This window comes from Thermoanaerobacterium thermosaccharolyticum DSM 571, from assembly GCF_000145615.1.
Taxonomy (GTDB): Bacteria; Bacillota; Thermoanaerobacteria; order Thermoanaerobacterales; family Thermoanaerobacteraceae; genus Thermoanaerobacterium; species Thermoanaerobacterium thermosaccharolyticum.
In genome coordinates this window covers 2,393,429-2,419,099 of the sequence record NC_014410.1, presented here as the reverse complement: position 1 = coordinate 2,419,099, position 25,671 = coordinate 2,393,429, and the positions used below count along the sequence as shown (strand labels likewise).

At 34.3% G+C, this 25,671-nt stretch carries 25 protein-coding genes; 23 read left to right on the top strand and 2 right to left on the bottom strand.

Annotated features, from left to right (window positions below; translation table 11 throughout):
* Positions 1-49: 49 nt before the first annotated feature.
* Entirely contained in the window at positions 50-583 is a 534-nt protein-coding gene (locus TTHE_RS12005; RefSeq protein ID WP_196793684.1) for a hypothetical protein, read from the bottom strand.
* Positions 584-769: 186 nt separating this feature from the next.
* On the opposite strand from TTHE_RS12005, the gene TTHE_RS12000 reads away from it, so the two are divergent.
* From TTHE_RS12000 to TTHE_RS11985, 4 genes are all read left to right on the top strand, one after another.
* On the top strand, positions 770-1,705 hold the full coding sequence (locus TTHE_RS12000) for an L-lactate dehydrogenase (RefSeq protein WP_013298834.1): 936 nt from the start codon (positions 770-772) through the stop codon (positions 1,703-1,705).
* Between the two features lie 101 nt (positions 1,706-1,806).
* Complete coding sequence (locus tag TTHE_RS11995) at positions 1,807-2,268, top strand: ferritin family protein (protein ID WP_013298833.1); 462 nt, start codon at positions 1,807-1,809, stop codon at positions 2,266-2,268.
* Entirely contained in the window at positions 2,265-3,341 is a 1,077-nt protein-coding gene (locus TTHE_RS11990) for an FAD-dependent oxidoreductase (RefSeq protein WP_013298832.1), read from the top strand. Before TTHE_RS11995 ends, TTHE_RS11990 begins: the two co-directional genes overlap by 4 nt.
* A gap of 35 nt (positions 3,342-3,376) precedes the next feature.
* The gene (locus TTHE_RS11985; protein ID WP_013298831.1) at positions 3,377-4,432 is read left to right on the top strand and encodes an NAD(P)/FAD-dependent oxidoreductase; all 1,056 of its coding nucleotides are present in this window, start codon (positions 3,377-3,379) and stop codon (positions 4,430-4,432) included.
* A 42-nt stretch (positions 4,433-4,474) separates the two neighbouring features.
* Here the strand turns inward: TTHE_RS11985 and TTHE_RS11980 are convergent, their stop codons facing one another.
* Positions 4,475-4,903 (bottom strand): PPC domain-containing DNA-binding protein, encoded by a 429-nt coding sequence (locus TTHE_RS11980; protein ID WP_013298830.1) that lies wholly within the window; start codon positions 4,901-4,903, stop codon positions 4,475-4,477.
* A gap of 204 nt (positions 4,904-5,107) precedes the next feature.
* Here TTHE_RS11980 and TTHE_RS11975 point away from each other — a divergent pair, with 204 nt between their 5' ends.
* The 19 genes from TTHE_RS11975 (at position 5,108) to TTHE_RS11885 (ending at position 25,667) form a co-directional block, all read left to right on the top strand.
* Positions 5,108-5,458 carry a LysM peptidoglycan-binding domain-containing protein gene (locus TTHE_RS11975; protein ID WP_013298829.1) on the top strand — a complete coding sequence of 117 codons (351 nt, stop codon included), beginning with the start codon at positions 5,108-5,110 and terminating at the stop codon, positions 5,456-5,458.
* A gap of 152 nt (positions 5,459-5,610) precedes the next feature.
* Positions 5,611-5,844: a type II toxin-antitoxin system Phd/YefM family antitoxin gene (locus tag TTHE_RS11970; protein ID WP_013298828.1), complete on the top strand. Its 234-nt coding sequence runs from the start codon at positions 5,611-5,613 to the stop codon at positions 5,842-5,844.
* Positions 5,845-5,983: 139 nt separating this feature from the next.
* Positions 5,984-6,424, top strand: a complete 441-nt coding sequence (locus tag TTHE_RS11965; protein ID WP_041587482.1) for a type II toxin-antitoxin system VapC family toxin — start codon at positions 5,984-5,986, stop codon at positions 6,422-6,424.
* Positions 6,425-6,560: 136 nt separating this feature from the next.
* On the top strand, positions 6,561-7,961 hold the full coding sequence (gene uxaC / locus TTHE_RS11960) for a glucuronate isomerase (RefSeq protein WP_013298826.1): 1,401 nt from the start codon (positions 6,561-6,563) through the stop codon (positions 7,959-7,961).
* 39 nt (positions 7,962-8,000) lie between these two features.
* Entirely contained in the window at positions 8,001-9,002 is a 1,002-nt protein-coding gene (locus TTHE_RS11955) for a LacI family DNA-binding transcriptional regulator (protein ID WP_013298825.1), read from the top strand.
* A gap of 125 nt (positions 9,003-9,127) precedes the next feature.
* Positions 9,128-10,213, top strand: a complete 1,086-nt coding sequence (locus TTHE_RS11950; RefSeq protein WP_013298824.1) for a glycoside hydrolase family 88/105 protein — start codon at positions 9,128-9,130, stop codon at positions 10,211-10,213.
* Between the two features lie 38 nt (positions 10,214-10,251).
* A complete protein-coding gene (locus tag TTHE_RS11945) occupies positions 10,252-10,431 on the top strand; it encodes a hypothetical protein (RefSeq protein ID WP_013298823.1) in 180 nt (59 codons plus the stop codon).
* A gap of 93 nt (positions 10,432-10,524) precedes the next feature.
* The gene (locus tag TTHE_RS11940) at positions 10,525-11,406 is read left to right on the top strand and encodes a carbohydrate ABC transporter permease (protein WP_013298822.1); all 882 of its coding nucleotides are present in this window, start codon (positions 10,525-10,527) and stop codon (positions 11,404-11,406) included.
* On the top strand, positions 11,406-12,311 hold the full coding sequence (locus TTHE_RS11935) for a carbohydrate ABC transporter permease (protein WP_013298821.1): 906 nt from the start codon (positions 11,406-11,408) through the stop codon (positions 12,309-12,311). Before TTHE_RS11940 ends, TTHE_RS11935 begins: the two co-directional genes overlap by 1 nt.
* Positions 12,312-12,334: 23 nt before the next feature.
* On the top strand, positions 12,335-13,894 hold the full coding sequence (locus TTHE_RS11930; RefSeq protein WP_013298820.1) for a glycoside hydrolase family 28 protein: 1,560 nt from the start codon (positions 12,335-12,337) through the stop codon (positions 13,892-13,894).
* Between the two features lie 24 nt (positions 13,895-13,918).
* Positions 13,919-15,277 carry a family 4 glycosyl hydrolase gene (locus TTHE_RS11925; RefSeq protein WP_013298819.1) on the top strand — a complete coding sequence of 453 codons (1,359 nt, stop codon included), beginning with the start codon at positions 13,919-13,921 and terminating at the stop codon, positions 15,275-15,277.
* Between the two features lie 100 nt (positions 15,278-15,377).
* On the top strand, positions 15,378-16,829 hold the full coding sequence (locus tag TTHE_RS11920; RefSeq protein WP_013298818.1) for a tagaturonate reductase: 1,452 nt from the start codon (positions 15,378-15,380) through the stop codon (positions 16,827-16,829).
* A gap of 1 nt (position 16,830) precedes the next feature.
* The gene (locus TTHE_RS11915; protein ID WP_013298817.1) at positions 16,831-18,321 is read left to right on the top strand and encodes a UxaA family hydrolase; all 1,491 of its coding nucleotides are present in this window, start codon (positions 16,831-16,833) and stop codon (positions 18,319-18,321) included.
* Positions 18,322-18,476: 155 nt separating this feature from the next.
* A complete protein-coding gene (locus tag TTHE_RS11910; protein ID WP_013298816.1) occupies positions 18,477-19,814 on the top strand; it encodes an MATE family efflux transporter in 1,338 nt (445 codons plus the stop codon).
* Positions 19,793-20,662 (top strand): sugar phosphate isomerase/epimerase family protein, encoded by an 870-nt coding sequence (locus TTHE_RS11905; RefSeq protein ID WP_231292658.1) that lies wholly within the window; start codon positions 19,793-19,795, stop codon positions 20,660-20,662. The genes TTHE_RS11910 and TTHE_RS11905 overlap by 22 nt, the downstream gene beginning before the upstream one ends.
* Positions 20,663-20,914: 252 nt before the next feature.
* Complete coding sequence (locus TTHE_RS11900; RefSeq protein ID WP_013298814.1) at positions 20,915-21,676, top strand: DeoR/GlpR family DNA-binding transcription regulator; 762 nt, start codon at positions 20,915-20,917, stop codon at positions 21,674-21,676.
* 40 nt (positions 21,677-21,716) lie between these two features.
* Positions 21,717-23,168 carry a tagaturonate epimerase family protein gene (locus tag TTHE_RS14250; protein ID WP_013298813.1) on the top strand — a complete coding sequence of 484 codons (1,452 nt, stop codon included), beginning with the start codon at positions 21,717-21,719 and terminating at the stop codon, positions 23,166-23,168.
* A gap of 18 nt (positions 23,169-23,186) precedes the next feature.
* Positions 23,187-24,164, top strand: a complete 978-nt coding sequence (locus tag TTHE_RS14245) for a D-isomer specific 2-hydroxyacid dehydrogenase family protein (RefSeq protein ID WP_013298812.1) — start codon at positions 23,187-23,189, stop codon at positions 24,162-24,164.
* Positions 24,165-24,182: 18 nt separating this feature from the next.
* Positions 24,183-25,667 (top strand): gluconokinase, encoded by a 1,485-nt coding sequence (locus tag TTHE_RS11885; protein WP_013298811.1) that lies wholly within the window; start codon positions 24,183-24,185, stop codon positions 25,665-25,667.
* The last annotated feature ends 4 nt before the right edge of the window (positions 25,668-25,671 follow it).

The window sequence follows — 25,671 nt, the reverse complement described above, 5'->3', positions numbered from 1 at the left end:
ATTAATATTATATTACAAATTAGTAATGAATTCATTTTCTTATTAAATTTTAATTTATTTTGTTTTTATCACCACCATTTTTTTCATCTGTTGCTTTCTTTAGGGAAAGTATTTCCTCTAAATCCTTATTGTACTTGTCTATTTTAAGCATAGTACTTCTATACGCCAAAATATCCTCTTCATTTTTTTGTATGCATTTTATAAGCGATTTTTTTACGCTGTCAAAAAGAGTATCATAACTCATATAGTCGTGTATATCTAGGTCATCTATCTGTACTGTCACTAATTGGTCATTTTCTACTTTAAGAAGGTAAAAAGCATTATCCGGTTTAAGGACTATCTTCTCATCTATGCCCCTGTCAAAAATTACGATGCCTTCTCCTGTCGCAAATGTCTTGCCGCTGTAGCTTCTCAGCGTTACATTTTCATTTGCTATGTATTTTTTAAGCGACAGCAGAATGTTTTTTATCTCTCTTATTGATTTACATAAGACTTCCTGCATTTTTTTACTGGCATTTTCCTTATCCCTTTCGCTTTCAGATAGTCTATCCATCAATTTTTTTATTTCTTCAATATCGCTCATTTTAAATATCAATCCTTTCAAAAGATCATTAATATCTTTCATTTCTAATATTCCACTTGTATTTATTTTTAAACGTATATATTTCAAAGCAAGAAGGATAAAATAAGATTAAACTTTTAGACACTTTTATTAGAAAATGTTATAATATTATTAAGAGAAAATTTATATTATTTAGGAGGTAATGTTATGAGTAAAGTGGCCATAATAGGTTCAGGATTTGTAGGTGCTACATCTGCATTTACATTGGCTCTAAGTGGGACTGTGACAGACATTGTTTTAGTAGATTTAAACAAGGACAAGGCGATAGGCGATGCACTGGACATAAGCCACGGTATACCGCTTATACAGCCTGTAAATGTGTATGCTGGCGACTACAAGGATATTGAGGGCTCTGACGTAGTAGTTGTAACAGCAGGTGCGGCTCAAAAGCCAGGAGAGACTAGGCTGGACCTTGTAAAAAAGAACACATCTATATTCAAGTCCATGATACCTGAACTTTTAAAATACAATGATAAAGCTATATACCTGATTGTAACAAATCCTGTTGATATATTAACGTATGTTACATACAAAATAGCGAAACTTCCGTGGGGACGTGTATTCGGTTCAGGTACTGTCCTTGACAGTTCTCGATTTAGGTATCTTTTAAGTAAACATTGCAATATTGATCCTAGAAATGTACATGGAAGGATAATTGGAGAACACGGCGATACGGAATTTGCGGCGTGGAGTATAACAAATATTTCAGGAATAACATTTAATGAGTACTGCAATTTGTGCGGACAAGCTTGCAATACAAATTTTAGAGAAGAAGTGGAAAATGAAGTTGTTAATGCGGCTTATAAAATTATAGATAAAAAGGGTGCCACGTATTATGCTGTGGCTGTAGCAGTAAGAAGAATAGTTGAGTGTATCATAAGGGATGAAAATTCAATTCTTACAGTTTCATCTCCATTAAACGGTCAATACGGTGTAAGAGATGTATCTTTAAGCTTGCCATCAATTGTGGGCAAAAATGGTGTTGCAAGGATTCTGGATTTGCCTTTGGCTGATTACGAAGTTGAGAAATTTAGACGTTCGGCAAGTGTAATGGCAGATGTAATAAAACAACTGGATATATAAATTCTTCAAAAACTAAAGCGGCTTTTATCTGAATGGTAAAGGCCGCTTTTTTATGAATATAAAAAATACAAAGTGGAAAATCTAAATAAAGGTGATGCAATATGCAGAATATGAGTCCTCAAGAAATTATATCAAGTGCTTTTATAAAAGCAAAAAAATCTGAGAATATTATACATAATAAGGCAAAAGATTACGGGAAAAATATATCAGATAGCCAGATGCAAGCGATATTGAAGCAAATAGAGATAACGGCTTTAAACCATGTGGACAAAATAGTGACGGCTGAGAAGACGATGCATATTAATTCTCTTGTCAAAAAGAATATGTCAAGAGATATAATCGACGCGCTGCAAGATTTGGTGAAAGATTTGATTAATCAGCAGATATTTTACAATGAAAATCTTATAATTATTACGAATCCATACGTAAGGCAGATATTTACGCAAATGAGGGATGATGAAATGAGGTTTATCACCATGATTCAGCAGAGTATAGAGTCATTAAAGTCTAAGCCGACTGAGCCTAATAGTGTTGTATATACGACACCGAGGGAAAATGCATGAGAGTAGCTATAATAGGAGCAGGCTCAGCAGGTTTAACCGCAGCCATAAGGCTTGAATCATATGGTATTAAGCCGGATATATTTGAGAGAAAATCGAAAGTCGGCGATACATTCAATCATGTTGCAGGACTTTTAAATGTAATAAATAGACCAATAAATGATCCGCTGGATTATTTAAAAAATAATTTTGACGTAAACATTGAACCATTAAACAACATAAACAGGATTGTGATGCATGGACCAACAGTTACACGCACAGTAACCAGTAGAAGATTGGGCTATTTTTTGTTGAAGGGGCAGGGTGCCACATCTGTAGAAAGCCAGCTTTATAAAAAATTGAAGACAAATGTAAATTTTAATGTTCATGCGGATTATAAAAATTTAAAAGAAGCATATGATTATGTTATAGTAGCAACAGGGAATCATCAGATACCAAATGAATTAGGCTGCTGGCATACGCTTGTCAAGACAAGGCTTAAAATAGCGGAAGTTATAGGCAAATTCGATCCCAATGCTCTTACAATGTGGATGAATACAGCCTACTGCAAAAGTGGTTACGTGTATTTGGCACCGTTCGACGATAGAAGGGCCGTTCTTGCATTGATTGTGCCGTACATTACAAAAGAAGAGATAGACAAATATTGGGAAAATTTCTTAAAGATAGAGAAAATAGGCTATGATATTATAAGTGTATGCGATTATGAGCATATATCTGGGAATAGCTTTCCACACACATATGAAAATTTGTATTTTATAGGAAATGCAGGTGGGGCGATTGAACCATTTTTAGGATTCGGACAGTTTGCATCAATTTTAGGTGGAGCATTGGCTGCCAAAAGCATTGCCACAGGCTGCAATTTTGAGAATGAAATGGCTTATTTGACGAATGCTAATATAAAGCTATTGGAGTTTAGAAAAGCTATTGATACTGTAGATAATGATAAAATTGATAGGCTTGTAAAGTTTTTGACTACACCTTTAATAAAGCAGTTAATTTATGATACAAATTTTAATATAATTAAATACTCTTCATTTTTAATACGATATGCTGTAAATGAGTTATTTAGATTTTAAAGGCAGTTAAAATTACACGAAAGGAAATTATTGATATGAAGGTTGCCATAATAGGAGCTGGGATAGCAGGTCTTGCATGTGCCCATGAGCTTGAAAGATTGGGTATAACGTGCATATTGTTTGAGAGAAAAAACATGATAGGTACAATACAGCCAAATATAGGTTCTTTTTTTAATATGGAAGATAGGCCAATTAAAGACCCTATAAATTATTTCAGACATACACATGGTATTTTGTTAACTCCTGTAGAAAGGATGACTACGATCATCATGCACTCTCCTAAATACAAATCGGTAGTCAAAGGCAATCATGGATATTTTTTTTTAAGAAGCAAAGATATGAATTCACTTGATAATCAGTTAGCAAGAGACGTAAAGTCAAAGATAAACTTTAACTCTGATCCAGACTTTAAAGAACTTTCAAGGGAATATGATTATGTTGTCGTTGCAACTGGCAATTCAAGTGTATTAGAGAAACTTACAGAGTGGAGGACAACAGTGACAACGTGGATTAAAGGTGCAACTGTATTGGGAAATTTCGAACCACACACAGCAGAACTTTGGTTTAATACAGATTATGCCCGTTCAGGGTATGGCTATCTTATGCCGTTTGATAAAAGCAGAGCTTCGTTGGTACTTATAACGACATATACACAGCATGGTGAACTTGATGATTTATGGCAGCTATTTCTACACAATGAAGGATTAAATTATGAGATTGTGGAAACATATGAGTTTGATCTTAACACAGGCATAGCAAAAGAGCATAAGATTGACAACTTGTATTTTGTAGGAAATGCCGCAGGATTTATCGATCCTCTTTTAGGGCTTGGAGCATTTCACGCATTGGAAAGCGGTATTTTTGCGGCTAGGTCTATTGCGACCGGCAAAGATTATGAAAAAATGGTTAAAGTGATTACGGATAAGCTGAATGTGCTTTCGGATTACAGAGATAAACTGGATAAGTTTAAAAACAGCGACTACGATAGAATGGTGAAAATATTAGGCATGCCTATTATAAGGCATGTAATTTACGATACAAACATCGATGTGATAAAATATGCACATCCAATCATCCGCTTTTTCAAGTAAAAAAGATTAAAAGGCATTGCTTGTCTTTTAATCTTTTTTATATTAGAGATTCCAGAGCTGAAGTCCGGTAAACTCGTCGTCTACTCTCTCAAGGCTATTTTCACCGTAGTCAACTATTACAAATTCAGCAGCGAATATTTTTGTACCTTCCATCAGGTGTCCACCAAACACATTTCCGTCTTTGTCTGCCAATGTTATATGTACATGCGGAAAAGGTTTGCCATTTTTTAAAGAAATATTTCCTATGGCACTTAATATTTCCATGTGTTCGTTTTTTTCGATGAATTTGTATTCTTTTGTAGATTGGTTGAAATAGCCGAATCTGGCTTTTTTGACTGCTCCAATTATCCTTATTTCTCCCGATCTGATATTTTCGCTTGTTATAAAAGTATTTATCTCTTGTAGAAGATCATTATCGTATTTAAAGCGCCCCATAAATCTTCTTTTGACATCTATGTTGATATATCCCATATTAAAAACCTCCTTAACTTGAATTTATGTAGAGATAATTGTTGATTAATACAATAACATAAGCGCACATATTTATGTGAGCGTTGTTATTGTATCAATTTAGATAACCTTATATATAATTATACCACAGGAATCCTTGAAAAAATATGGCAATAAGATTTCTCTTGAATATAATAATATCAAAAATTGAGAGGAGGTCATACTATGCCATATTGTCCATCAGGAAGGTATTACACAATTGCGCCAGGAGATACGCTGTGGCTTATATCGCAAAAAATAAATAGGCCTGTAGAAGACATAATAAAAGAGAATCCAGGCATAGATCCTAATAGGCTAATGGTGGGGCAAGTAATATGTCTGCCACCCATAATTCCTTATGGCAAAACCACTGAATGTCCAACAGGGATATACTGGGAAGTAGCACCAGGTGATACACTTTATAAAATTGCAAAAACTGTAGGTACGACTGTCGATAAAATATTGGCGCTAAATCCTTACATTGATCCTGACAATCTTATGGTAGGTCAGGTGATATGCTTGCCTTCACCAGGATAAAATTAATATGGTCAAGGTAGTATGTATATGACAAAAATTTATTTAAGTTGCAAGATTAAATTTTAACTATTATATAAATTTTAAAATTAATCAATGCATAATTGTATAAATTAATTAATAATTGTATAATGTAATTAGAGGAGGTGCTTTATATGATAGTTAATGCCACAGAATTCAAAACAAGAGCAGGAAAATACTTGGATATTGTGGAAAAAGAGGAGATAATAATAACACGAAATGGTAAAGAAGTAGCAAAATTAGTGCCTATAAGAAAAGAAGGCACTCCAAATGCTGATTTTTTGTATGGCTTATTATCAAATTTTGAAAATAAAGATGTAACAAAAGAACAAATTCGAGATAAAAGGGTAAATGAGAAATACAAATAACCTTACCTAAAGGGCGAGCCGCTGTAAGTGAATTTGTGAAAAAACACAAGTTTTGTTGTATAGATAAACAAAGAGAGGGGGTAAAGCACATTCATCTCCAATCATGCAATACTATCTATGGAGATGAATGTGCAAACTGATGAAAATATTGATTGACACAAACGTTATACTTGATGTACTACTAAAAAGAGAGCCTTTTGCTGAGGATGCATATGCTATATTTAAGATGGCAGATGAAAAAACTATAATGGCTTATATATCTGCTTTTGCGGTTACAGACATATATTATTTTATTAATAAAAATCTTAATCATGACACTTGTTTAAAGGCTATTAAAGCATTATTTAATATTATGAATGTCGTGAGTGTAACAAAGCAAGACATTGAAAAAGCAATGACCTTTTCAGAATTTAATGATTTAGAAGATGCCTTACAACTGCAATCGTTAAAAAAGGTTAAAGGCAATTTTATAATAACGAGAGATGAAAAATTTCAAAGGTTGACTGATAAGGCAATTTCACCAAGAGATTTTGTACAAAGGGTACTAAAAAGTTTTAAAGATGAAAGCCTGCCAAAATAAATTTTCAAATTTCAAAGAGGATAAATTTAAGCAAAAAAATTTTTAACATTAACTTGACATTTAAAATCATCAGTACTATAATAAAATTAAATCTAATGTTAACGTGAACAAATTTTCATGGGAGAGAGCTGATTATATGAAAAAGTTTATGGATGAAGATTTCCTTCTAAATAATGAAACTGCTGTTAAACTATTTCATGATTATGCATCAAAATCGCCTATTTTTGATTTTCATTGCCACCTGAATCCTAAAGATATCTATGAAGACATAAGGTTTAAAAATATTACTGAAGTTTGGCTATATGGCGATCACTACAAATGGAGACTTATGAGAAGCAATGGAGTAGATGAAAGGTATATTACAGGTGATGCAGATGATTATAGCAAATTTTTAGAATTTGCTAAAACGATACCTATGGCTATTGGCAATCCTGTTTATCATTGGACACATTTAGAGCTTCAAAGGTACTTTGGTATAAATGAGCTTTTAAATGAGAAAACGGCTCCAGTGATATGGGAAAAAGTTAATTCTATGTTAAACAGCAGTGAATTCAGCGTAAAAAATATTATAAAAAAATCCAATGTAAAGATATTGTGTACAACAGATGACCCAACAGATAGCCTCGAGTATCATAAGCTTTTAAAAGAAGATGATAACTTTGACGTAAAGGTTTTGCCTGCATTTAGACCTGATAAAGGTATAAATATTGATAAAGATGATTTTAAAGATTGGGTTAAGAAGCTTGGTGAAGTATGTGGCAAAGCTATTGAAAGTTATGATGATTACTTAGATGCTTTAAACAGCAGATTGGAGTTTTTTGATAGCTATGGATGCAGATTGTCAGACCATGCATTGGACTTTGTGGCTTATGAAGAAAGTACAAAGGAAGAAGTCGATGAAATATTCAAAAAGGCATTAAAAGGCGAGAAGTTGTCTCAGATTGAAGTAGATAAATACAAGACAAGTGTTCTTCAGTTCTTAGGAAAGAGATATAAAGAGCTGGGCTGGGCGATGCAGCTTCACATAGCAGCACTGAGAAATACAAATACGAGAATGTTTAAAAAGTTAGGTCCTGATACTGGCTATGATTCCATAAATGACGTAAATATTGCATATCCACTTTCGAAGCTTCTAGATTCATTGGAGAGTACAGGATCTCTTCCTAAAGTTATTTTATATACATTGAATCCTAAAGATAATTATGTTTTAGCAGCTTTGATGGGCAGTTTTCAAGGTGAAGGTATTCCGGGTAAGATGCAGTTTGGCTCTGCATGGTGGTTTAATGACAACATAGATGGAATGACAGAGCAGATGAAGACACTTGCTAATGTAGGGCTTCTAAGCAAGTTTGTTGGAATGGTTACTGATTCAAGAAGTTTTCTATCTTATCCAAGACATGAATATTTCAGAAGAATATTGTGCAATTTGATTGGCGAATGGGTAGAAAAAGGAGAAGTGCCTGATGACATAGGTTTATTGGGTAAGATAGTTCAAGATATATCATTTAATAATGCAGTAAATTATTTTGGAGTTTAGTTCATTACATTTATACATTCAATTTGGAAGGTGCAGGAAATGAGCGTTACAATAAAAGATATAGCAAAACTTGCAAATGTTTCACATACTACAGTGTCCAGAGCATTAAATGACAGCCCACAGATAAAAGAAGAGACAAAGGCTAAGATCAAAGAAATTGCGAGGAAGCTTAATTATGTTCCAAATTACAATGCTAAAAGTTTGGTGCTTAATAAGTCTTACAACATAGGGCTGTTCTTTTCTACGATTTTCAAAGGAACTTCTCCTAGCTTTTTCTATGAGACTGTTCGAGGTGTTAATAGCGTAATTAAGAAAAACTACAATTTGATAATAAGAGGAATAGACGAGTACAAAGATTACTCGTCTATTGAAAAAAACCGTTTTGATGGAATCATTCTCACAAGTCAAAGTGAAAGTGATAATGAATTTATGTATTATGTATTGCGAAAAAATATACCTTTAGTCGTTTTGAATAGAGAAGTTAACGAAAAGTCGGTTGTAAACATACTAAGCGAAGAAAAAACAGGTGCGTACAATGCAGTTAAATTTCTAATAGAAAAAGGCCACAAAGATATAGCTATAATAGAAGGTAAAGAAGGATTTAAATCTACTATAGATAGAAAAGACGGTTTCTTAAAGGCGCTTATCGAGAGCAAAATTCTAATAAACAATGATTATATTGTAAGCGGTGAATACGACATAGAAAGTGGATACAGCGCCATGAATAAGTTATTGAAATTGCCTAAAATACCTACAGCCGTATTTTGCTCCAATGATGATATGGCAGTTGGTGCGATAAAAGCTATTTACGAAAAAGGCCTTAGAGTACCTAATGATATATCTGTGATTGGGTTTGATGATAGCGAATTTTGCAGATATATAATTCCTGCCTTGACGACGGTAAGGAAACCTATAAAGGAAGTAAGCCAAAAAGGTGCTGAGAAGTTGATGAATATGCTGGAAAACAATGAAAATGATGGAGAGAGAATATATATACCTACAATACTAAAAATAAGGGATTCTGTTGCAGAATTAAAATGACAAAATTAACTTGCGTATATAGTTAACGTGTGCACCTATATTAATTTTAAAATCTTTAGACAATGTAAATAAAATAAGTTTTTTATAGCATAAACTATATAGTTTTATTTGGAGGATTGAAGGTTTTGAAAACGATTGATAAATTTATTGATAATTATATAAAAAATTATCATAGCTATAAGGAATCATGGAATTATGAAGACGGATGCGTTTTGAAAGGTGCATGGGATTTATATAAGGCTACAGGCAATGAAAAATTCAAATTATTCGTTTTGAATTATCTTGATGAATTTATCAGTGAAGATGGCAACATTAAAGGCTACAAGCCATATAATCACCATTTAGATGACATAAATTCGGGGAAGATATTATTTGACGTTCTTGAATTGACCAATGAAGAAAAGTATAGAAAGGCTATAGAAAGTATTTTTAATCAAATTAAAATGCAGCCCAGGACTAATGAAGGAAATTTCTGGCACAAAGATATATATCCGTATCAAGTGTGGCTTGATGGGTTGTATATGGTAATGCCCTTCTATGTTAAGTATATCAAGGATTTTGGCAATATTGATGAAGTTAATGATATTTTAAATCAATTCTTAAATGTAAGAAGACGCATGTGGAATGAAGAGAAAAGACTTTACTACCATGGATACGATGAAAGCAAAAAAGAAGCATGGGCAGATAAAAAAACTGGTGTTTCTCCGAATTTTTGGGGAAGAGCAGAAGGTTGGTTTGTAATGGCCCTTGTAGATGTACTGGAAGAAATGAACGAAAAAATGGAATCTGAAAAAAATACACTTGCAAGAATTCTTAAAGAGGCTATTGACGGACTTTTAATGTATCAGGATAAAAATAGTGGTATGTGGTATCAAGTTTTAGACAAAGGAAATGAAAAAGGAAATTACCTGGAGACTTCTGCAACTCTTATGATATCTTACAGCATATTAAAGGGAGTAAGACTCCACATCCTGCCATTAGGATATAAGGAATTTGGAATTAGGGCTTTTGACGGCACTGTAGGGAAATACCTTGTAGAAGATGAAGGAAAATTAAGACTTGGTGGCATATGCGGTGTTGCTGGATTAGGAAATAACCCTTATAGAGATGGAAGTTACGATTATTATATATCAGAAAAAGTTGTGTATGATGATCCTAAAGGTGTAGGAGCATTGATGATGGCGTACAGTGAAGTTCTAAATTTCAAATAAATAAAGATGGCAAAATATCAGGACTTGAATATGAAGGATTGCAAATATTAGAATCAAAACCTGGATTAGAATTAAGTCCATATCTAGAAGATCCAAAGTTACAACAAGTATATGATCAGACAATAGATAAGATATCTTACAACCAACAGACTGTTGATCAGGCAGCAAAAGAGATGTACACAAATCTTCAGAATGTGCTGAGCCAGATAACAAAATAAAACCGAATGATGATAACAATGTGGAACTACAGATTATTATTTGTAGTTCCACACATTAATTAATTCTCATTGTGTTTTGATAGGAGGGTTTAAATGGAAAATAAGCGTATAGGGTTATTGTATATACTGCCGTGGCTAATTGGTCTTTTGATATTTACAATATATCCTTTTGTAACTTCTTTAATATTGAGTTTTACAAATTATAATATTATTAATGCGCCAAAATTTATTGGTATTCAAAATTATGTAAATATGTTTCGTGACAGCACATTCTGGACGTCATTTACTGCAACATTAGAGTATGTTGTTATTACTGTTCCACTTAAGTTGACTTTCTCACTTTTTATAGCTTTTATTTTAAACTATAAATTAAAAGGTATAAATTTTTACCGCACAGCATATTACGTACCATCAATTTTAGGCGGTAATATAGCTATAGCAGTTTTGTGGAAGTTTGTCTTTGCAAATACTGGACTTGTTAATCAGTTCTTAGGCTTATTTGGGATTAAACCAGTAGGATGGTTTTCAACAGGTTTAGGTGCAATATTTACTATAAGTGCTTTAAGAGTGTGGGAGTTTGGCTCAACAATGGTAATATTCCTTGCAGGATTAAAAGATATACCGCAGGAGCTTTATGAAGCTGCAGCAGTTGACGGTGCAGGAAAGATTAAAACTTTCTTTAAAGTTACTATTCCACTTTTAACGCCTATTATATTCTTCAACCTTGTAATGCAGCTTATACAAGCATTCCAAGAATTCAATGGGCCTTACATGATAACACAAGGTGGACCACTTTATAAGACTTATCTTTTACCTATGATGATATACGATAATTCATTTAAGTTCTTTAACATGGGCTATGGCAGTGCTATATCATGGTTCCTCTTCATAATAATAATGATATTTACGATGTTTGTATTCTCGTCGTCTAAGTACTGGGTATTCTATTCAGATGAAGGAGGAGGAGAGTCATAATGAATAGTGAAACTGCTTTAAACAATACGCAGCTTAAGATGGATAAAGGGTACAGAAAAAGAGAGCTTAGGAGGAGGGTAAACTTAGCAATAAGGTATACCATTTTGACTGTTGGTGCACTTATAATGCTATATCCAATTATTTGGCTTATAGGAGCATCGTTTAAAACAAATAGCGAAATATTTTCTTCAATTAGCTTTATACCAAAAAGGATTGACTTTACACCGTATATAAAAGGATGGATAACAGGTACCCAATACACATTTGCTACGTATTATTTAAATACTTTTAAATATGTGATTCCTAAAGTAATTTTTACGGTCATTTCATCTGTTTTGACTGCTTATGGGTTTTCAAGATTTAATTTTCCATTTAAAAAGCCGTTATTTGCTATACTGATTTCTACTATGTTTTTGCCACAGATTGTATTGAGAATACCGCTTTATCTATTTTGGAAGCAATTGCACTTACTTGATACGTTCATTCCACTGTACGCCAATGATATATTTGCAGCAGAAGCATTTTTCGTATTTATGATTATACAGTTTATGAGAGGTATACCAAAAGAGCTTGATGAAGCGGCAAAGATCGATGGATGCAATTCATTCACTATATTGACAAGGATATTATTGCCTGTCATAACGCCAGCAATAGTATCTGTTACAATATTCCAGTTTATGTGGTCTATGAATGACTTTATGGGTCCACTTATCTATATATCTTCTGTCAGCAAATATCCTGTTTCGATAGCATTAAAAATGGCAATGGATGCTACATCAGGTAACTTTGAGTGGAATAAGATTATAGCGATGTCAGTAATTGCTCTTATACCTTCAATAGTGGTATTTTTCTCAGCGCAGAAGTATTTTGTTGAAGGCATATCTACAAGCGGTTTGAAAGGTTAGTATTATAGAGAGAAGTGAGCTAAATGGTAAAATTAAATGTTGTATCTGTTACATCGAGAACCATATCATTTGAGATTAATACAAGGGAGCCCTATTATACCGGCAATAAATATCTTTTATATTTAAATTCTACAGATTTAGGTAAAGTTGATAAAAATGTTTTTACGATTAAAAATTTAGATCCTGATAAAGAGTATAGCGTATCAATTAAAAATATTGAGACTGGAGATGCGGACGAAATTGTTTTGAGGACAAAACCTGAGACAGCATATATTAATGTCAGGGATTTTGGTGCAAATGGTGATGGAAAGAGAATTGATACTTTTTCCATACAAGCGGCTATAATATCCTGCCCGGATGGAGGAAGGGTTTTTTTCCCCGAAGGTATCTACTTGACTTATCCACTTTTTTTAAAAAGCAATATAACGTTGGAATTAGGAAAAGGCGCAGTTTTATTAGGAGCAAAAGAGAGGGAGATGTACCCTATCCTTCCTGGAGAAATAGATTGCAAAAAGATTGAGGACAGCTATTTAGGCTCATGGGAAGGTGAAGCAAAAGAGATTTTTGCAAGTTTAATAACAGGAATTGGCGTAGAAAATGTGAATATTATTGGAGAAGGCACAATTGACGGCAATTCCAGCTTTGATACATGGTGGCACGACGCAAAGGTCAAAAGAATCGCATGGAGACCTAGAACTATATTCTTAAACAAGTGCAAGAATGTGTTAATAGAAGGTATTACAATAAAAAATTCGCCTTCTTGGACGATACATCCTCTGCTTTCTCAAAATTTGAAGTTTATCAATCTAAATATAGAAAATCCAAAAGATGCACCAAATACTGATGGACTAGATCCAGAGTCATGCAAAGATGTTGTCATCTTAGGAACCAGATTTTCAGTAGGCGATGATTGCATTGCCATAAAATCGGGGAAATTAGCGACCAGTCGAAAACTGCCAGTTTCATCTGAGAATTTATACATCAGAAATTGTCTGATGGAATATGGTCATGGAGCAGTTGTAATAGGAAGTGAAATGTCTGGCGGTGTAAAAAATGTGCATGTAGATAGATGCGTATTCAGAAAAACAGATAGAGGAATACGCATAAAGACTAGAAGAGGAAGAGGGAGTACAGGCATTATTGATGAGATACATGCGTCAAATATAAAGATGGATAAGGTATTGACTCCGTTTACTATAAATAGCTTTTACTTCTGTGATGAGGATGGAAAGACTGAATATGTGTGGAGCAAAGAAAAACTCCCTGTAGATGACAGGACGCCTTATATTGGCAATATATATCTAAAAGATATAACGTGCAACGATACGCAGGTGGCTGCTGGATACATGTATGGACTTCCAGAAAGAAAGATTGAGAAAGTAACGATGGAGAATATTTATATTAAATTTGATTTAAATGCAAAGCCTGATTATCCGGAGATGCTTAGTTTTGTAGATGAAATGTGCAGAAATGGCTTTTACTTAAACAATATTAAAAAGTTGAAATTAAAAAATGTAATAGTAGAAAATGCGTCGACAGAGCCTTTTATAAAGTTAAATATCGATGAAGAATATGTAGAGTAAATATCAAAGAAAAGGGGCATTTTGATGAGGTATGTTGATGATAAAGCAGTAGATTTAAAGATAGCATACATTGGCGGTGGTTCTAAAGAATGGGCTAGAAAATTAATGTCTGACCTTGCACTTGAGGAGTCTTTGGAAGGAACAGTGTATTTATATGATATAGATGTGGAATCAGCCAGATTGAATGAGGCTATTGGAAACAAGCTAAACAGCCAGTGGAAATATAAATGCGTTTTAAGCATCGAAGAAGCTCTGAAAGATGCTGACTTTGTAGTCATATCAATACTTCCTGGTACATTTAACGAAATGATGTCAGATGTTCATGCACCTGAGAAATATGGAATATATCAATCTGTTGGAGATACAACTGGTCCAGGTGGATTGTTTAGGGCTTTAAGAACGATACCTATATATGTTGATTTTGCTAACAAAATCAAGGAGTATTGTCCAAATGCTTGGGTAATTAACTATACAAATCCAATGGCGTTGTGCGTCAGAACACTTTATGAGACTTTCCCAGACATAAAAGCTTTTGGTTGCTGTCATGAAGTTTTTTCAACACAGTCTCTTATTACTAAGGCTCTTAAGGAAATGGAAGGAATAGAGTGCAAAAGAGATGACATCTATACAAATGTATTAGGAATTAATCACTTTACTTGGATAACAAAGGCCCATTATAAAGAGATAGATTTATTTCCTGTATATATGAAGTTTGTGGAAAAGCATAAAGACGATGGATATGAAGACAGGGGCGATTGGCAAGACAGCTATTTTAATTCAGCAAATTTAGTTAAATTTGATTTGTTTGATAAATACGGTTTTATAGCAGCTGCAGGTGACAGGCACCTTGCAGAATTTACTCCTAAGGACTATTTAAAAGATCCAGAGACAGTGGAAAAGTGGAAATTTCACTTGACACCTGTATCATGGAGGATAAAGAATAGAGAAAATCTTATAGAAAAAAGTAGAAGAATTGCGAAAGGGGAAGAAGAATTTAAGGCTGTTCCTTCAGGTGAAGAAGGAGTGAAACAAATAAAAGCACTTTTAGGGCTAGGCGACCTTATTACAAATGTAAATATTCCTAATAGAGGACAGATTGGAAATGTCGATTTTAATACAGTTGTAGAGACAAACTCTTTGTTTACGAAAGACGGAGTATACCCTATATTTGCTGGGAATATTCCCGATAGAGTAAAACTACTCATGGGACCTCATATATTGAATCAAAAGATGATTTTTGAAGCGGCAGTAAAGAAAGATAAAGATTTGGCGCTTCAGGCTATGCTAAATGATCCTATTGTCAATTTAACATATGAAGATGGTAAAAAGTTGTTTGATGAGATGATGGATAACACGAGGGAATATTTAAAGGATTGGCATTGATATAATATTAGAATTTTCATAGCATACACGACAGTATATTTTTTTTAAAATAAAATGTTCACGTGTGCTAAAACAAATCGTACTAAGGAGGATGAAATTGATGAAGTTATCGTCAAAGATTTATAAGGATTATAAGAAATACCCAGAAAAAGTTGTACAGTTTGGAGAAGGGAACTTTCTAAGGGCATTTGTCGACTGGATGATTAATGAGATGAATGAAAAAGGCGTTTTTAATGGAAGTGTCGTTGTCGTCCAACCTATTCAAAATGGCTTAGTTAATGCATTAAATGAACAAGATGGATTATATACATTAATTCTTCAAGGGATAAGGGATGGAAAAGCTGAGAGGACGTATAAAGTTGTAAACAGCATTAGCAGAGGAATAAATCCATACAGCGATTACGAAACCTTTCTTTCTGTAGCTGAAAGCGATAGTATAAGGTTTGTGGTGTCAAATACTACTGAAGCAGGCATTGCATTTGATGAAAATGACAGGTTTGACATTACACCTCATAATAGTTTCCCGGCAAAATTGACTGCCTTTATGTATAGAAGGTATAAGCACTTTAATGGAAGAAGTGACAGAGGTCTTATTGTAATTCCGTGTGAACTTATTGACAAAAATGGTTTGAAGCTTAAAGAAATGATTTTAAAATACGCAGATTACTGGAATCTAGAAAAAGGGTTTGTTGACTGGGTAGAAAATGACAATGTATTTTGCTCGACTTTGGTTGACAGGATTGTAACAGGATATCCAAGAGAGGATATCGACAAGATACAGGAGGAGATAGGGTACGAAGATAGCCTGGTAGATGTAGGAGAAATATTCCACTTATGGGTTATTGAAGGACCGAAATGGATTGAAGAAGAGTTTCCTGCAAGCAAGATCGGCTTGAATGTTAAATTTGTAGATGATATAACACCATACAGGGATAGAAAAGTAAGAATCTTAAATGGGATTCATACGACAATGGTACCTGTTGCTTATCTATATGGTATAGATACAGTTAAGGAAGCTGTAGAAGACGAAGTGGTAGGCAAATTCATAAGAGATGCTGCATATGAGGAGATAATGCCAACTTTAGACTTGCCGGAAGATGAGATTAAAGAGTTTGTCAAAGAAGTCTTTGACAGGTTTAAGAATCCATACGTAAAACACTACCTGACAAGCATAGCCCTTAATGCAATGTCAAAATATGAGACGAGAGTGTTGCCATCGCTTTTAGAATATATAAATAGATTTGGAAAGCTTCCTAAAAAACTTGTCTTTTCACTTGCTTCTTACATGGAATTTTATAAAGGAAATAGAGGTAGTGAGACAATACCATTAAGTGATGAGCCAGAAATACTGGAGCTTTATAAGAATTTGTGGAAACAATATGACGGTAGCTATGACAGATTAAACTATATTGTCACAGAAATACTTGCATATGATAAAATTTGGAAAATAAATCTAAACGATGTGGAAGGTTTGAATACTGCTGTTACAGAGTATCTCTACTCAATTGAGAAAAATGGAATCAAGGAATCCTTAAAAGAGGTGCTAAAATAATATGAAGGATGTCATTAAAATAAATTCCAGCGACAATGTGGCAGTCGTATTAAGGAATATAAAAAAAGGTGAAGAAATTGTAGAAGATGGTAGAAAAATAACACTTCTTGATGATGTGCCGAGGGGCCATAAAATCGCTTTAAGAAATATTAAAGAAGGACAGAACGTAATAAAGTATGGGTATCCTATAGGCCATGCACTTTCAAATATATCTGAAGGTGCATGGGTTCATACCCACAACATGAGTACTAATTTAAGTGGTATTTTAAACTATGTTTACAATAAAAAACAAATAGAAGGTAATAAACAAAAAAATAGAAACATTACTTTTAAGGGATATAGAAGGAAATACGGCAAAGTAGGTATAAGAAATGAGCTGTGGATTGTACCGACTGTAGGTTGTGTAAATGGTTTAGGAGAAAAAATTATAAACAGATTCAAAGATGAAGTCAAGATAGACGGTATTGACGGAATAGAGATATTTAAACATAGCTATGGGTGTTCACAGCTTGGAGATGATCATGCCAATACAAGAACAATTCTAATGGATATAGTAAAGCATCCCAATGCCGGCGGTGTCTTGGTTTTAGGGCTTGGATGCGAGAACAACAATATACCTGCATTTAAAGAAAATCTTAGTGAATACGATGAAGATAGAGTCAGATTCTTGGTTGCACAGGATGCTGAAGATGAGATATATGAAGGTGTAAAATTATTAAAAGAACTTTATTACAATATGAAAGAAGATAAGAGGGAAGACGTAGACTTAAGCGAATTGACAGTAGGACTTAAATGCGGTGGCTCTGACGGATTTTCAGGTATTACAGCAAATCCTTTAGTTGGTGCTTTTGCAGACTTTATTATATCGCAGGGTGGAAGTGCTGTACTGACAGAAGTCCCTGAGATGTTTGGCGCAGAGCAAATGCTTATGGAAAGAGCACATGACGAAGATGTATTTAAAAAGACTGTTAACCTGATAAATGATTTTAAGCAGTACTTCATGAAATACGATCAGCCTATATATGAAAATCCTTCTCCAGGAAATAAAGCTGGCGGGATAACAACTCTGGAAGAAAAATCTCTAGGGTGCGTTCAAAAAGGTGGTAAATCAGAGGTGGTTGATGTCTTAAAGTATGGTGATACGGTTAAGAAGAAAGGGTTAAACCTCTTAAATGCGCCTGGAAATGACCTTGTTTCATCTACTGCATTAGCGGCTTCTGGATGCCACTTAATATTGTTTACGACAGGAAGAGGTACGCCGTACGGCACATTTGTTCCAACAATAAAGATATCTACAAATACTCAATTATACCAATTAAAACAAAATTGGATTGATTTCAATGCTGGAACTCTTGTTGAAGATAAAAATATCGATGAAGTTTTAGAAGAATTGGTTAGATATGTAATTAGGGTGGCTAGTGGGGAGCTTGTTAATAACGAGAAGAACAATTTTAAGGAGATTGCTATTTTTAAGAATGGTGTAACACTGTAGACATGGTAAAATGACAGCTATTGCAAGGAGTTTGTATCACAAATAGTACTTTATTAAGCTTTGTAATACTGACTTTAGTTATATACTTTTCAAGGGGCATCTTTCCTATACATTAGATGATTACTATTAAAGCTTTAAAGGGATCGAGGAAAGCAATGTTTATTAATAAAGACATATTAAAGTTGATTGGGCCTATAATAACGGAGCAGACATTTATAAGCTCCATGGGCATAATAAATACAATATTAGCCAGTAGACTTGGAAAAGAAGCTATATCATCTATAGGAATGGCTGACTCAATAAATAACATTTTGATTGGATTTTTTTCTTCACTGGCAGTTGGCGGTACAGTTGTGGTAGCTACTTACATTGGTCAAAAGAATCAAAAGGCTGCTAACGAAGCCAGCAAGCAGATAATGTACTCTGGAGAATTCATTACGATTTTGATAACTATTTTAATATGGTTTTTGAGGTATCATCTTGTTTATTTGCTATTTGGTAAGGCAGAGAAAATAGTTTTTGAAAATGCAATTTTATACTTAGGGATAAGTCTTGTGACATACCCGTTCATAACTGCCCAGTTGGTGGCATTTGGAGTTTTAAGAGGTGCTGGAGATACCAAGACACCTATGTATATAAATATATTCATAAACGTATTGAATGTCATTTTAAGTTATTTATTTATATACGGGTTAAAGATTTTAAGATTTCATGGCATGGGTGTGAAAGGAGCAGCAATAGGTATTGGATTGTCAAGGCTTGTGGGAGCTATAATTGCTTTATATGTTTTAATAAAGGGAACTAGCGTGATAAAATTAAGCAATTTGCGTTATTTCAAGCCGGATTACAAAATGCTTAGATCTATATTTAATATTGGGCTTCCGGCAGGAATCGAGTCGCTTTTATTCAGCGGTGGCAAACTTATAACGCAGGTCTTTGTTGTCTACTTTGGAACTGCATCAATAGCTGCCAATTCTATAGGTTTTTCAATACAGCAGATATTCAATATACCTGGGAATGCATTAAGCATAGCTTCAACGATAGTTGTTGGTCAGGACATGGGCAGGGGTGATCCAAATGCAGCGAGAAAATCACTGTACTACATGACAGCTCTTGCTAGCACATGCATGGGTATACTAGGGCTTGTTTCATATCCATTTTCAAGATTTTTAGTCTCAATATATACCACAAATCAGGACGTCATAAATATAGCTGTGAAGGTTGTAAGGCTTAATTTGCTTTGTATGGTTTTGTGGGCATTGTCATTTGTCTTGCCTGCAGGATTAAAAGGCGCTGGCGATGCAAAATATACTCTTATGACGTCTATTATTGGCATGTGGGTATTCAGAATAATATTAGGTTATGTTTTAGGAGTAATTTTAAATTTTGGGCTTGTTGGTGTTTGGATAGGCATGTTTACAGACTGGGCTGTGAGAGGCATACTTTACCTGACAAGGTTAAGGGGCACGAAGTGGCAGAAAGCTGTGGTATAGAGGTGGTATTTGTGAATTTAGGTATTAGAGCACATGATTTAGAGCATCTTTCAATAGAGAAACTCCCGGAAGAAGTTTTTAAAAAAGGGCTTTCTTCTGTTCAATTGGCCATTAATAAATCTTTTCCAGAATTAAATTTGAAAAATGGAAGTTTATCTTCCGGGTTAGCCCGCTATATTGGGGATTCTTTTAAAAGTCATAACATCCAGATTGCAGTACTTGGATGCTATGTAAACATAATTCATCCAGACTTAGATGAAAGGAGGAGATCATTAGAGTTTTTTAAAGAGCACATCAGGTTTGCAAGGGATTTTGGATGTAGCATCGTGGGGACAGAGACAGGAAATGTACATGCTAAGATGGGCTTTACTACTGATAACTTCCGCGAAGAACCTTTTCTTGAAGTTGTAAAAAGCGTCAGTGAATTAGTAGAAGAAGCAGAGAGATTTGGAGTTTTTGTTGGAATTGAGGCTGGTGTAAATCATCCGGTTTATTCTCCTAAAATGATGAAAAGGCTTATGGATGAAATAAGGTCAAGCAACTTGCAGGCTATATTTGACCCGACAAACTTATTGACAGAAGAAAATTACATGAATCAAGATAACATATTTAATGAAGCGTTTGAACTTTACGGTGATAGAATTGTGGCTGTTCATGCAAAGGACTTCACAATAAAGAATGGAAAATTAGAATTTGTGCCTGTTGGAAAAGGTTTGCTGGATTATAATACCATATTTAAATTTATAAAATATAACAAGCCGTATATCAATATTTTGATGGAAAACACGAAAGAACCTTTTATTGATGAAGGCATTTTATATTTAAGGCAAAAATACGAAATTGTGTAATGCAAAATCCACAAAAACCACATAAAAATTTTTGATTTTAAGAAGGAATTTTTGGATTTATGTAGAATATATTAAATTAAAGAAGAGAAAAAGCCAAATATAGATTTATAATATAAAAATTTTTTCAAAACCGAAATTTGTGATCGTTGATAAATTTTTAAATAATAATATAAATCATTTACTTTTGAATTATGATTTGTCATGTTTGATATAGTTGTGATGTGAATTTGTGTATATTTAGGATGGTGTTATATGTTAGCTGCGACAAGAAGAGGTAAGATAAAAGAAATACTTATGAAGAAAAAGTCTGTGAAAGTATCTGAGCTTTGCGAGATGTTCCAGGTATCTGATGAGACAATAAGAAGAGATCTTGAAGAATTAGAAAAAGAAGGACTAATTGAGAGAAACTATGGCGGCGGGGTACTGAAAAAGAATGTAATTGTTCCACCACTACTATTTAGGATGGAAGAAAATATCGAAGAGAAGGAGAAAATAGCGAATAAGGCTTTGGATGAAATAAAAGAAGGCATGAGCATATTTTTAGATGCAGGGTCCACAACTTATCAGGTAGCCCGTGCTATCAATTTTAAAGGTATAAAAAATATTACCGTTATAACAAATGGATTAAATATTGCTGCAGAACTTGCCAGCAATACCGATATTAGTTTACTTTTGACTGGTGGGAACTTAAAAAACGTTAATTATTCATTAGTAGGACCAGATACTGTGGAATATATAAGACGGTACAATGTCGATACAGCTTTTCTTGCAGCAGCGGGCGTTTCGGCAGAAAAAGGCTTTACAACGTCAGATATTTTTGAAGCGGAAGTTAAAAGGTCCATGCTTGGCTCTGCAAAAACGGCTATAGTTGTTGTTGACAGCAGTAAATTTGGCAAGGATGCTATGGTATCATTCTGCAACATAAAGGATGTTGACAAGGTGATAACGTCAGGAGACCAAAATCTTGATGTGATAGAAGATTTAAAGAGTCATGTCAATATAGTATTGGTATAGATCTATAATGGTTTTTCGTGTTTGAAAGGAGAGAAGAGAAATGATAGGGAATGTTTTGTCCACGTTGGAAGAGAATGGATTTAAAGTTTACCCTGATTCTCTAAGGAAACTAGGAGAAAATATATATATATTCGTCGTTAAAAGGCAAAATGAAAAAATGGTCGGCATTCTGTCTTCTAGCGATGTAAAACTTAATGGGGCATATTTTTCTGAAGATAAAAACGTCAGTGATAAGTTGCGTTTAAACATATATCCATTTACTTTTGAAAATTACGTTACATTAAATGGCAAATTTCATATAGGGCCTACAGTTTGCAGAGGAAATTCCTCATTTGGAACTGGTGATAGACTCGGACTTGTTACAGCAGCTCAATTAACCGCATTAAAAAAATACGATGTTTTTCCAATATTAGCACAGCAATCTCCAAGAGAGCTTATAAAGACAAATAGAGATTTTAAAGACGTCCTTTTAAAGGTGGTGCTGGGGGTATTAGAGACAGGATATATAGGACATTTTGGTGCAGATGCAGATCATATCAAGGACGAATATAACTTATTGGAAGGTATAAATGCAGGATATACAATGTACACATTGGACTTAAGCGAACAGCTAATTGATATCAGCAGTTTAAATGCATCAGAGATGAGAAACAAAGCTCAAGAATTATCTCAGGTAAGCAAAGACATAATTAAAGATTTTAGCGGTAAAAAATTAGACATAATTTCAGATAGTGGATATGTCGTATCAGAAGAGGAACTCTATAAATCGGCGGTTGCTTATGAAAATGCTATGAAGTTTGTGGATAAAGTAAATAACATTTTAAAAGAAAAATTAAGTGATTTTGACATGGAGATATCTATAGATGAGGGTGGAAAGGTAACGACTTTGGAGGACCATTTGTATGTAGCAGAATATCTCCACAGAAACGGCATAGATTTCTTCAGCATAGCACCGAAATTTCCTGGGGAATTTGAAAAGGCTGTTGACTACATTGGAGATTTGGATGAATTTTTGTTAGAGCTCAAAAAACATTACCAGTTGTCAAGGATGATAGGCGGGTACAAGATAAGCCTTCATTCAGGAAGCGATAAGTTCAGCATTTACAGGATATTTAGCGATATTACTGAGAAAAATTTTCATATAAAGACATCAGGTACAAGCTGGCTGCAGGCTGTAAATCTGATTTACAAGTTTGACAAAGAATTCTACAGAAAACTGTATAAAATCGCTTTATCAAATCTGGAAGAAAGCAAGAAATCTTACAAGGTTTTGATTAAAAAAGATGATTTTAAAGATGAGCCGGAACTTGACAATCCTGAATTTACATTGAGACCAGAGATAAAGCAGCTTTTCCACATATCTTTTGGCGTTTTGCTTGACTTAAAAGGAAAAGAGATTAAAGATATGCTTAATGATTATGAAGAAGAGCATTATAAAATGGTTTCTGATAACATAGAAAATCATTTGAAAGAAATATACTATGAAAAATAAATTTTAGGAGGAGAAAAAATGAGTGTAAAGATAGCAATTGTCAATTCCAGCAGTTTTGGCAGGAATTTTCCTGAGCATTTAGAGAAGCTAAAAAAGTTTGGGGAAGTGGACAGATTTCAATTTCCTTACGATATGAGAGGCAAAGAATTGGCTCACGAACTTATGGGATACTCAATCATCATAGCCAGTGTGAAGCCGTACTATGACAAGGAGTTTTTCCAGTATAAAGACAAGACGCTTCTTATTACAAGGCATGGCATAGGATACGACAACATTGATATAAAAAGCGCTCAAGAAAAAGGGACTTACGTCACAAAAGTTGATGGATATGTTGAAAGAGAAGCTGTAGCTGAATCTGCAGTTACACTTTTACTAGACGTTGTAAGAAAGGTAAGAGGAGCATCTCTTAAAGTGAAGGATGGCAAGTGGAGTGAAAGAGCCAGCTTCATGGGTGCAGAGCTTAGAGATAAGGTAATAGGCATAATAGGCATTGGCAATATAGGCAGCAGGGTTTGTGAAATATTGAAATATGGATTTAATGCTAAAGTTATCGCATACGATCCGTATCTGGCACCGGGTTTAATAAGGGAAAGAGGAGCAGAACCGGTAAAGACTTTAGAAGAGCTTCTCAAGACGGCAGACATGATATCTTTAAATGCATCGTTAAATGCAGGAAATTACCATATGCTATCTAAAAAAGAATTTTCAATAATGAAAAAAGGCGTTTATATTGTTGATACTGCTAGAGGAGAGCTTATAGACCAGGATGCCTTAATAAAAGCTCTTGATGATGGAATTGTTGCCGGTGTAGGCATGGATGTTGTTGAAAATGAACCTATTGATGAGAATCATCCGCTTTTAGCGTATGAAAATGTCATTATCACGCCACATATTTCTGCATACACTAGAGAATGTTTAAAAGGAATGGGAGACAAAGTCGTTTCAGATGTGGAGAAAGTTTTAAATGGCGAAGTTCCTGATGGCGTGATAAAATAAGAATCGTGGAGGATTAATATGGAAGATAGGTTAGCTCTTTGTGTTGATATAGGTACGACAAATTTAAAAGCAGGCGTTGTAGATAAAGACGGAAATGTATTAAGCCTTTCTAGGTCTGAGATTCCGCTAGAGAGGGATAATGATGGAAAGGCTGAACATAATCCAGAAGTGCTTTTTGCAGCGTTTGTTAAGGCGGCAAAGGAAGCATCAAAGGGATTTGAAGGGAAAATTTCGCTGATAATACCATCGTCTTACATGTTTGGATTAGTTCCGGTTGATGATGGTTTAAACCCATTGATGGGGATAATGACGCTTCTTGACTTAAGGGCAAAGGAAACTTATGAAGACCTGTTAAGCACAATTGATGTAAATGAAGCGTACAAAAGGACAGGCTTTGCACCTACATTTCATGCACCTTTATTTAAGATTTTTTGGTTAAAACAAAGGAGAAAAGAAGTATTTGATAAAGCCAAGTATTTTTTAAGCTCAAAAGATTATATAATATCAAGGCTTCTAAATAAGCCGTATACAGAGCCAAGCATATCATCTGCTACAGGCCTTATGAATATAAATACGCTTAAATGGGATAGCTATTCTTTAAACATATTGGGATTAGATGAAAGCAGGCTGCCTGAGATAGTACCGTCAGATGAAATTTTGGCTGAGTTGCCACAAAAATCAAAAGAGCTTTTGGGTTTGGAAGGAGATGTAAAACTTCTTCCTGGTGTTTATGATGGTGGGGCAGTAGGTATAGGCATCGGAGCATTTGAAGAAGGTGTTGGCGCGATAAATATAGGCACTACTGGAATGTTTAGAGTAGCTTATCCTGAAGCTATACTGGATAAGGAAGACTCAATGAGGCTTCAAACGTATTACCTTTCATCAGGAAAATGGTTTGTCGGTGCAGCCATAAACAATGCAGGGATAATTTTAAGGTGGTTAAGAGACAATATTTTTAATGTAAGTTATGATGAACTGACAAATGAGGCTTTAAAGGTAGATACATCAAATCTCTTTTTCTTGCCGTATATCACAGGAGAGAGAGATAAGGAAATTGGGAATATTGCATCAGGTGTATATTTTGGGCTGAAAAACAATCACAATAAAGGGCATATGATCAAGGCTGGAATGGAAGGTGTTGCGTACTCTTTAAGGATGCTTTATGAAGCAGTCAAGGACAACAACGTTGAAGTTAAAGAGATAAGGGCAGGAGGAGGTGGTACGAACTCTGATTTATGGATGGACATATTTTCATCTGTATTAGGCCTGCCTATAAAGGTATCTAATGTAGAAGAGCCTGAGCTTTTAGGTTCAGCATTGCTTGGCTTCTATTCACTAGGGATATATAAAGACCTTGATGAGGCGACAAAGAAAATGGTAAAAATAAAAAATGTTTATGTGCCTCAAGATGAAAAAATAAGGCAATATGACAAGGGATTTCAATTTTTTAAGTTGATGACAAAGGATTTAAAGAACCTATTTGAGGTTCACAGTAAATTATAAAAGA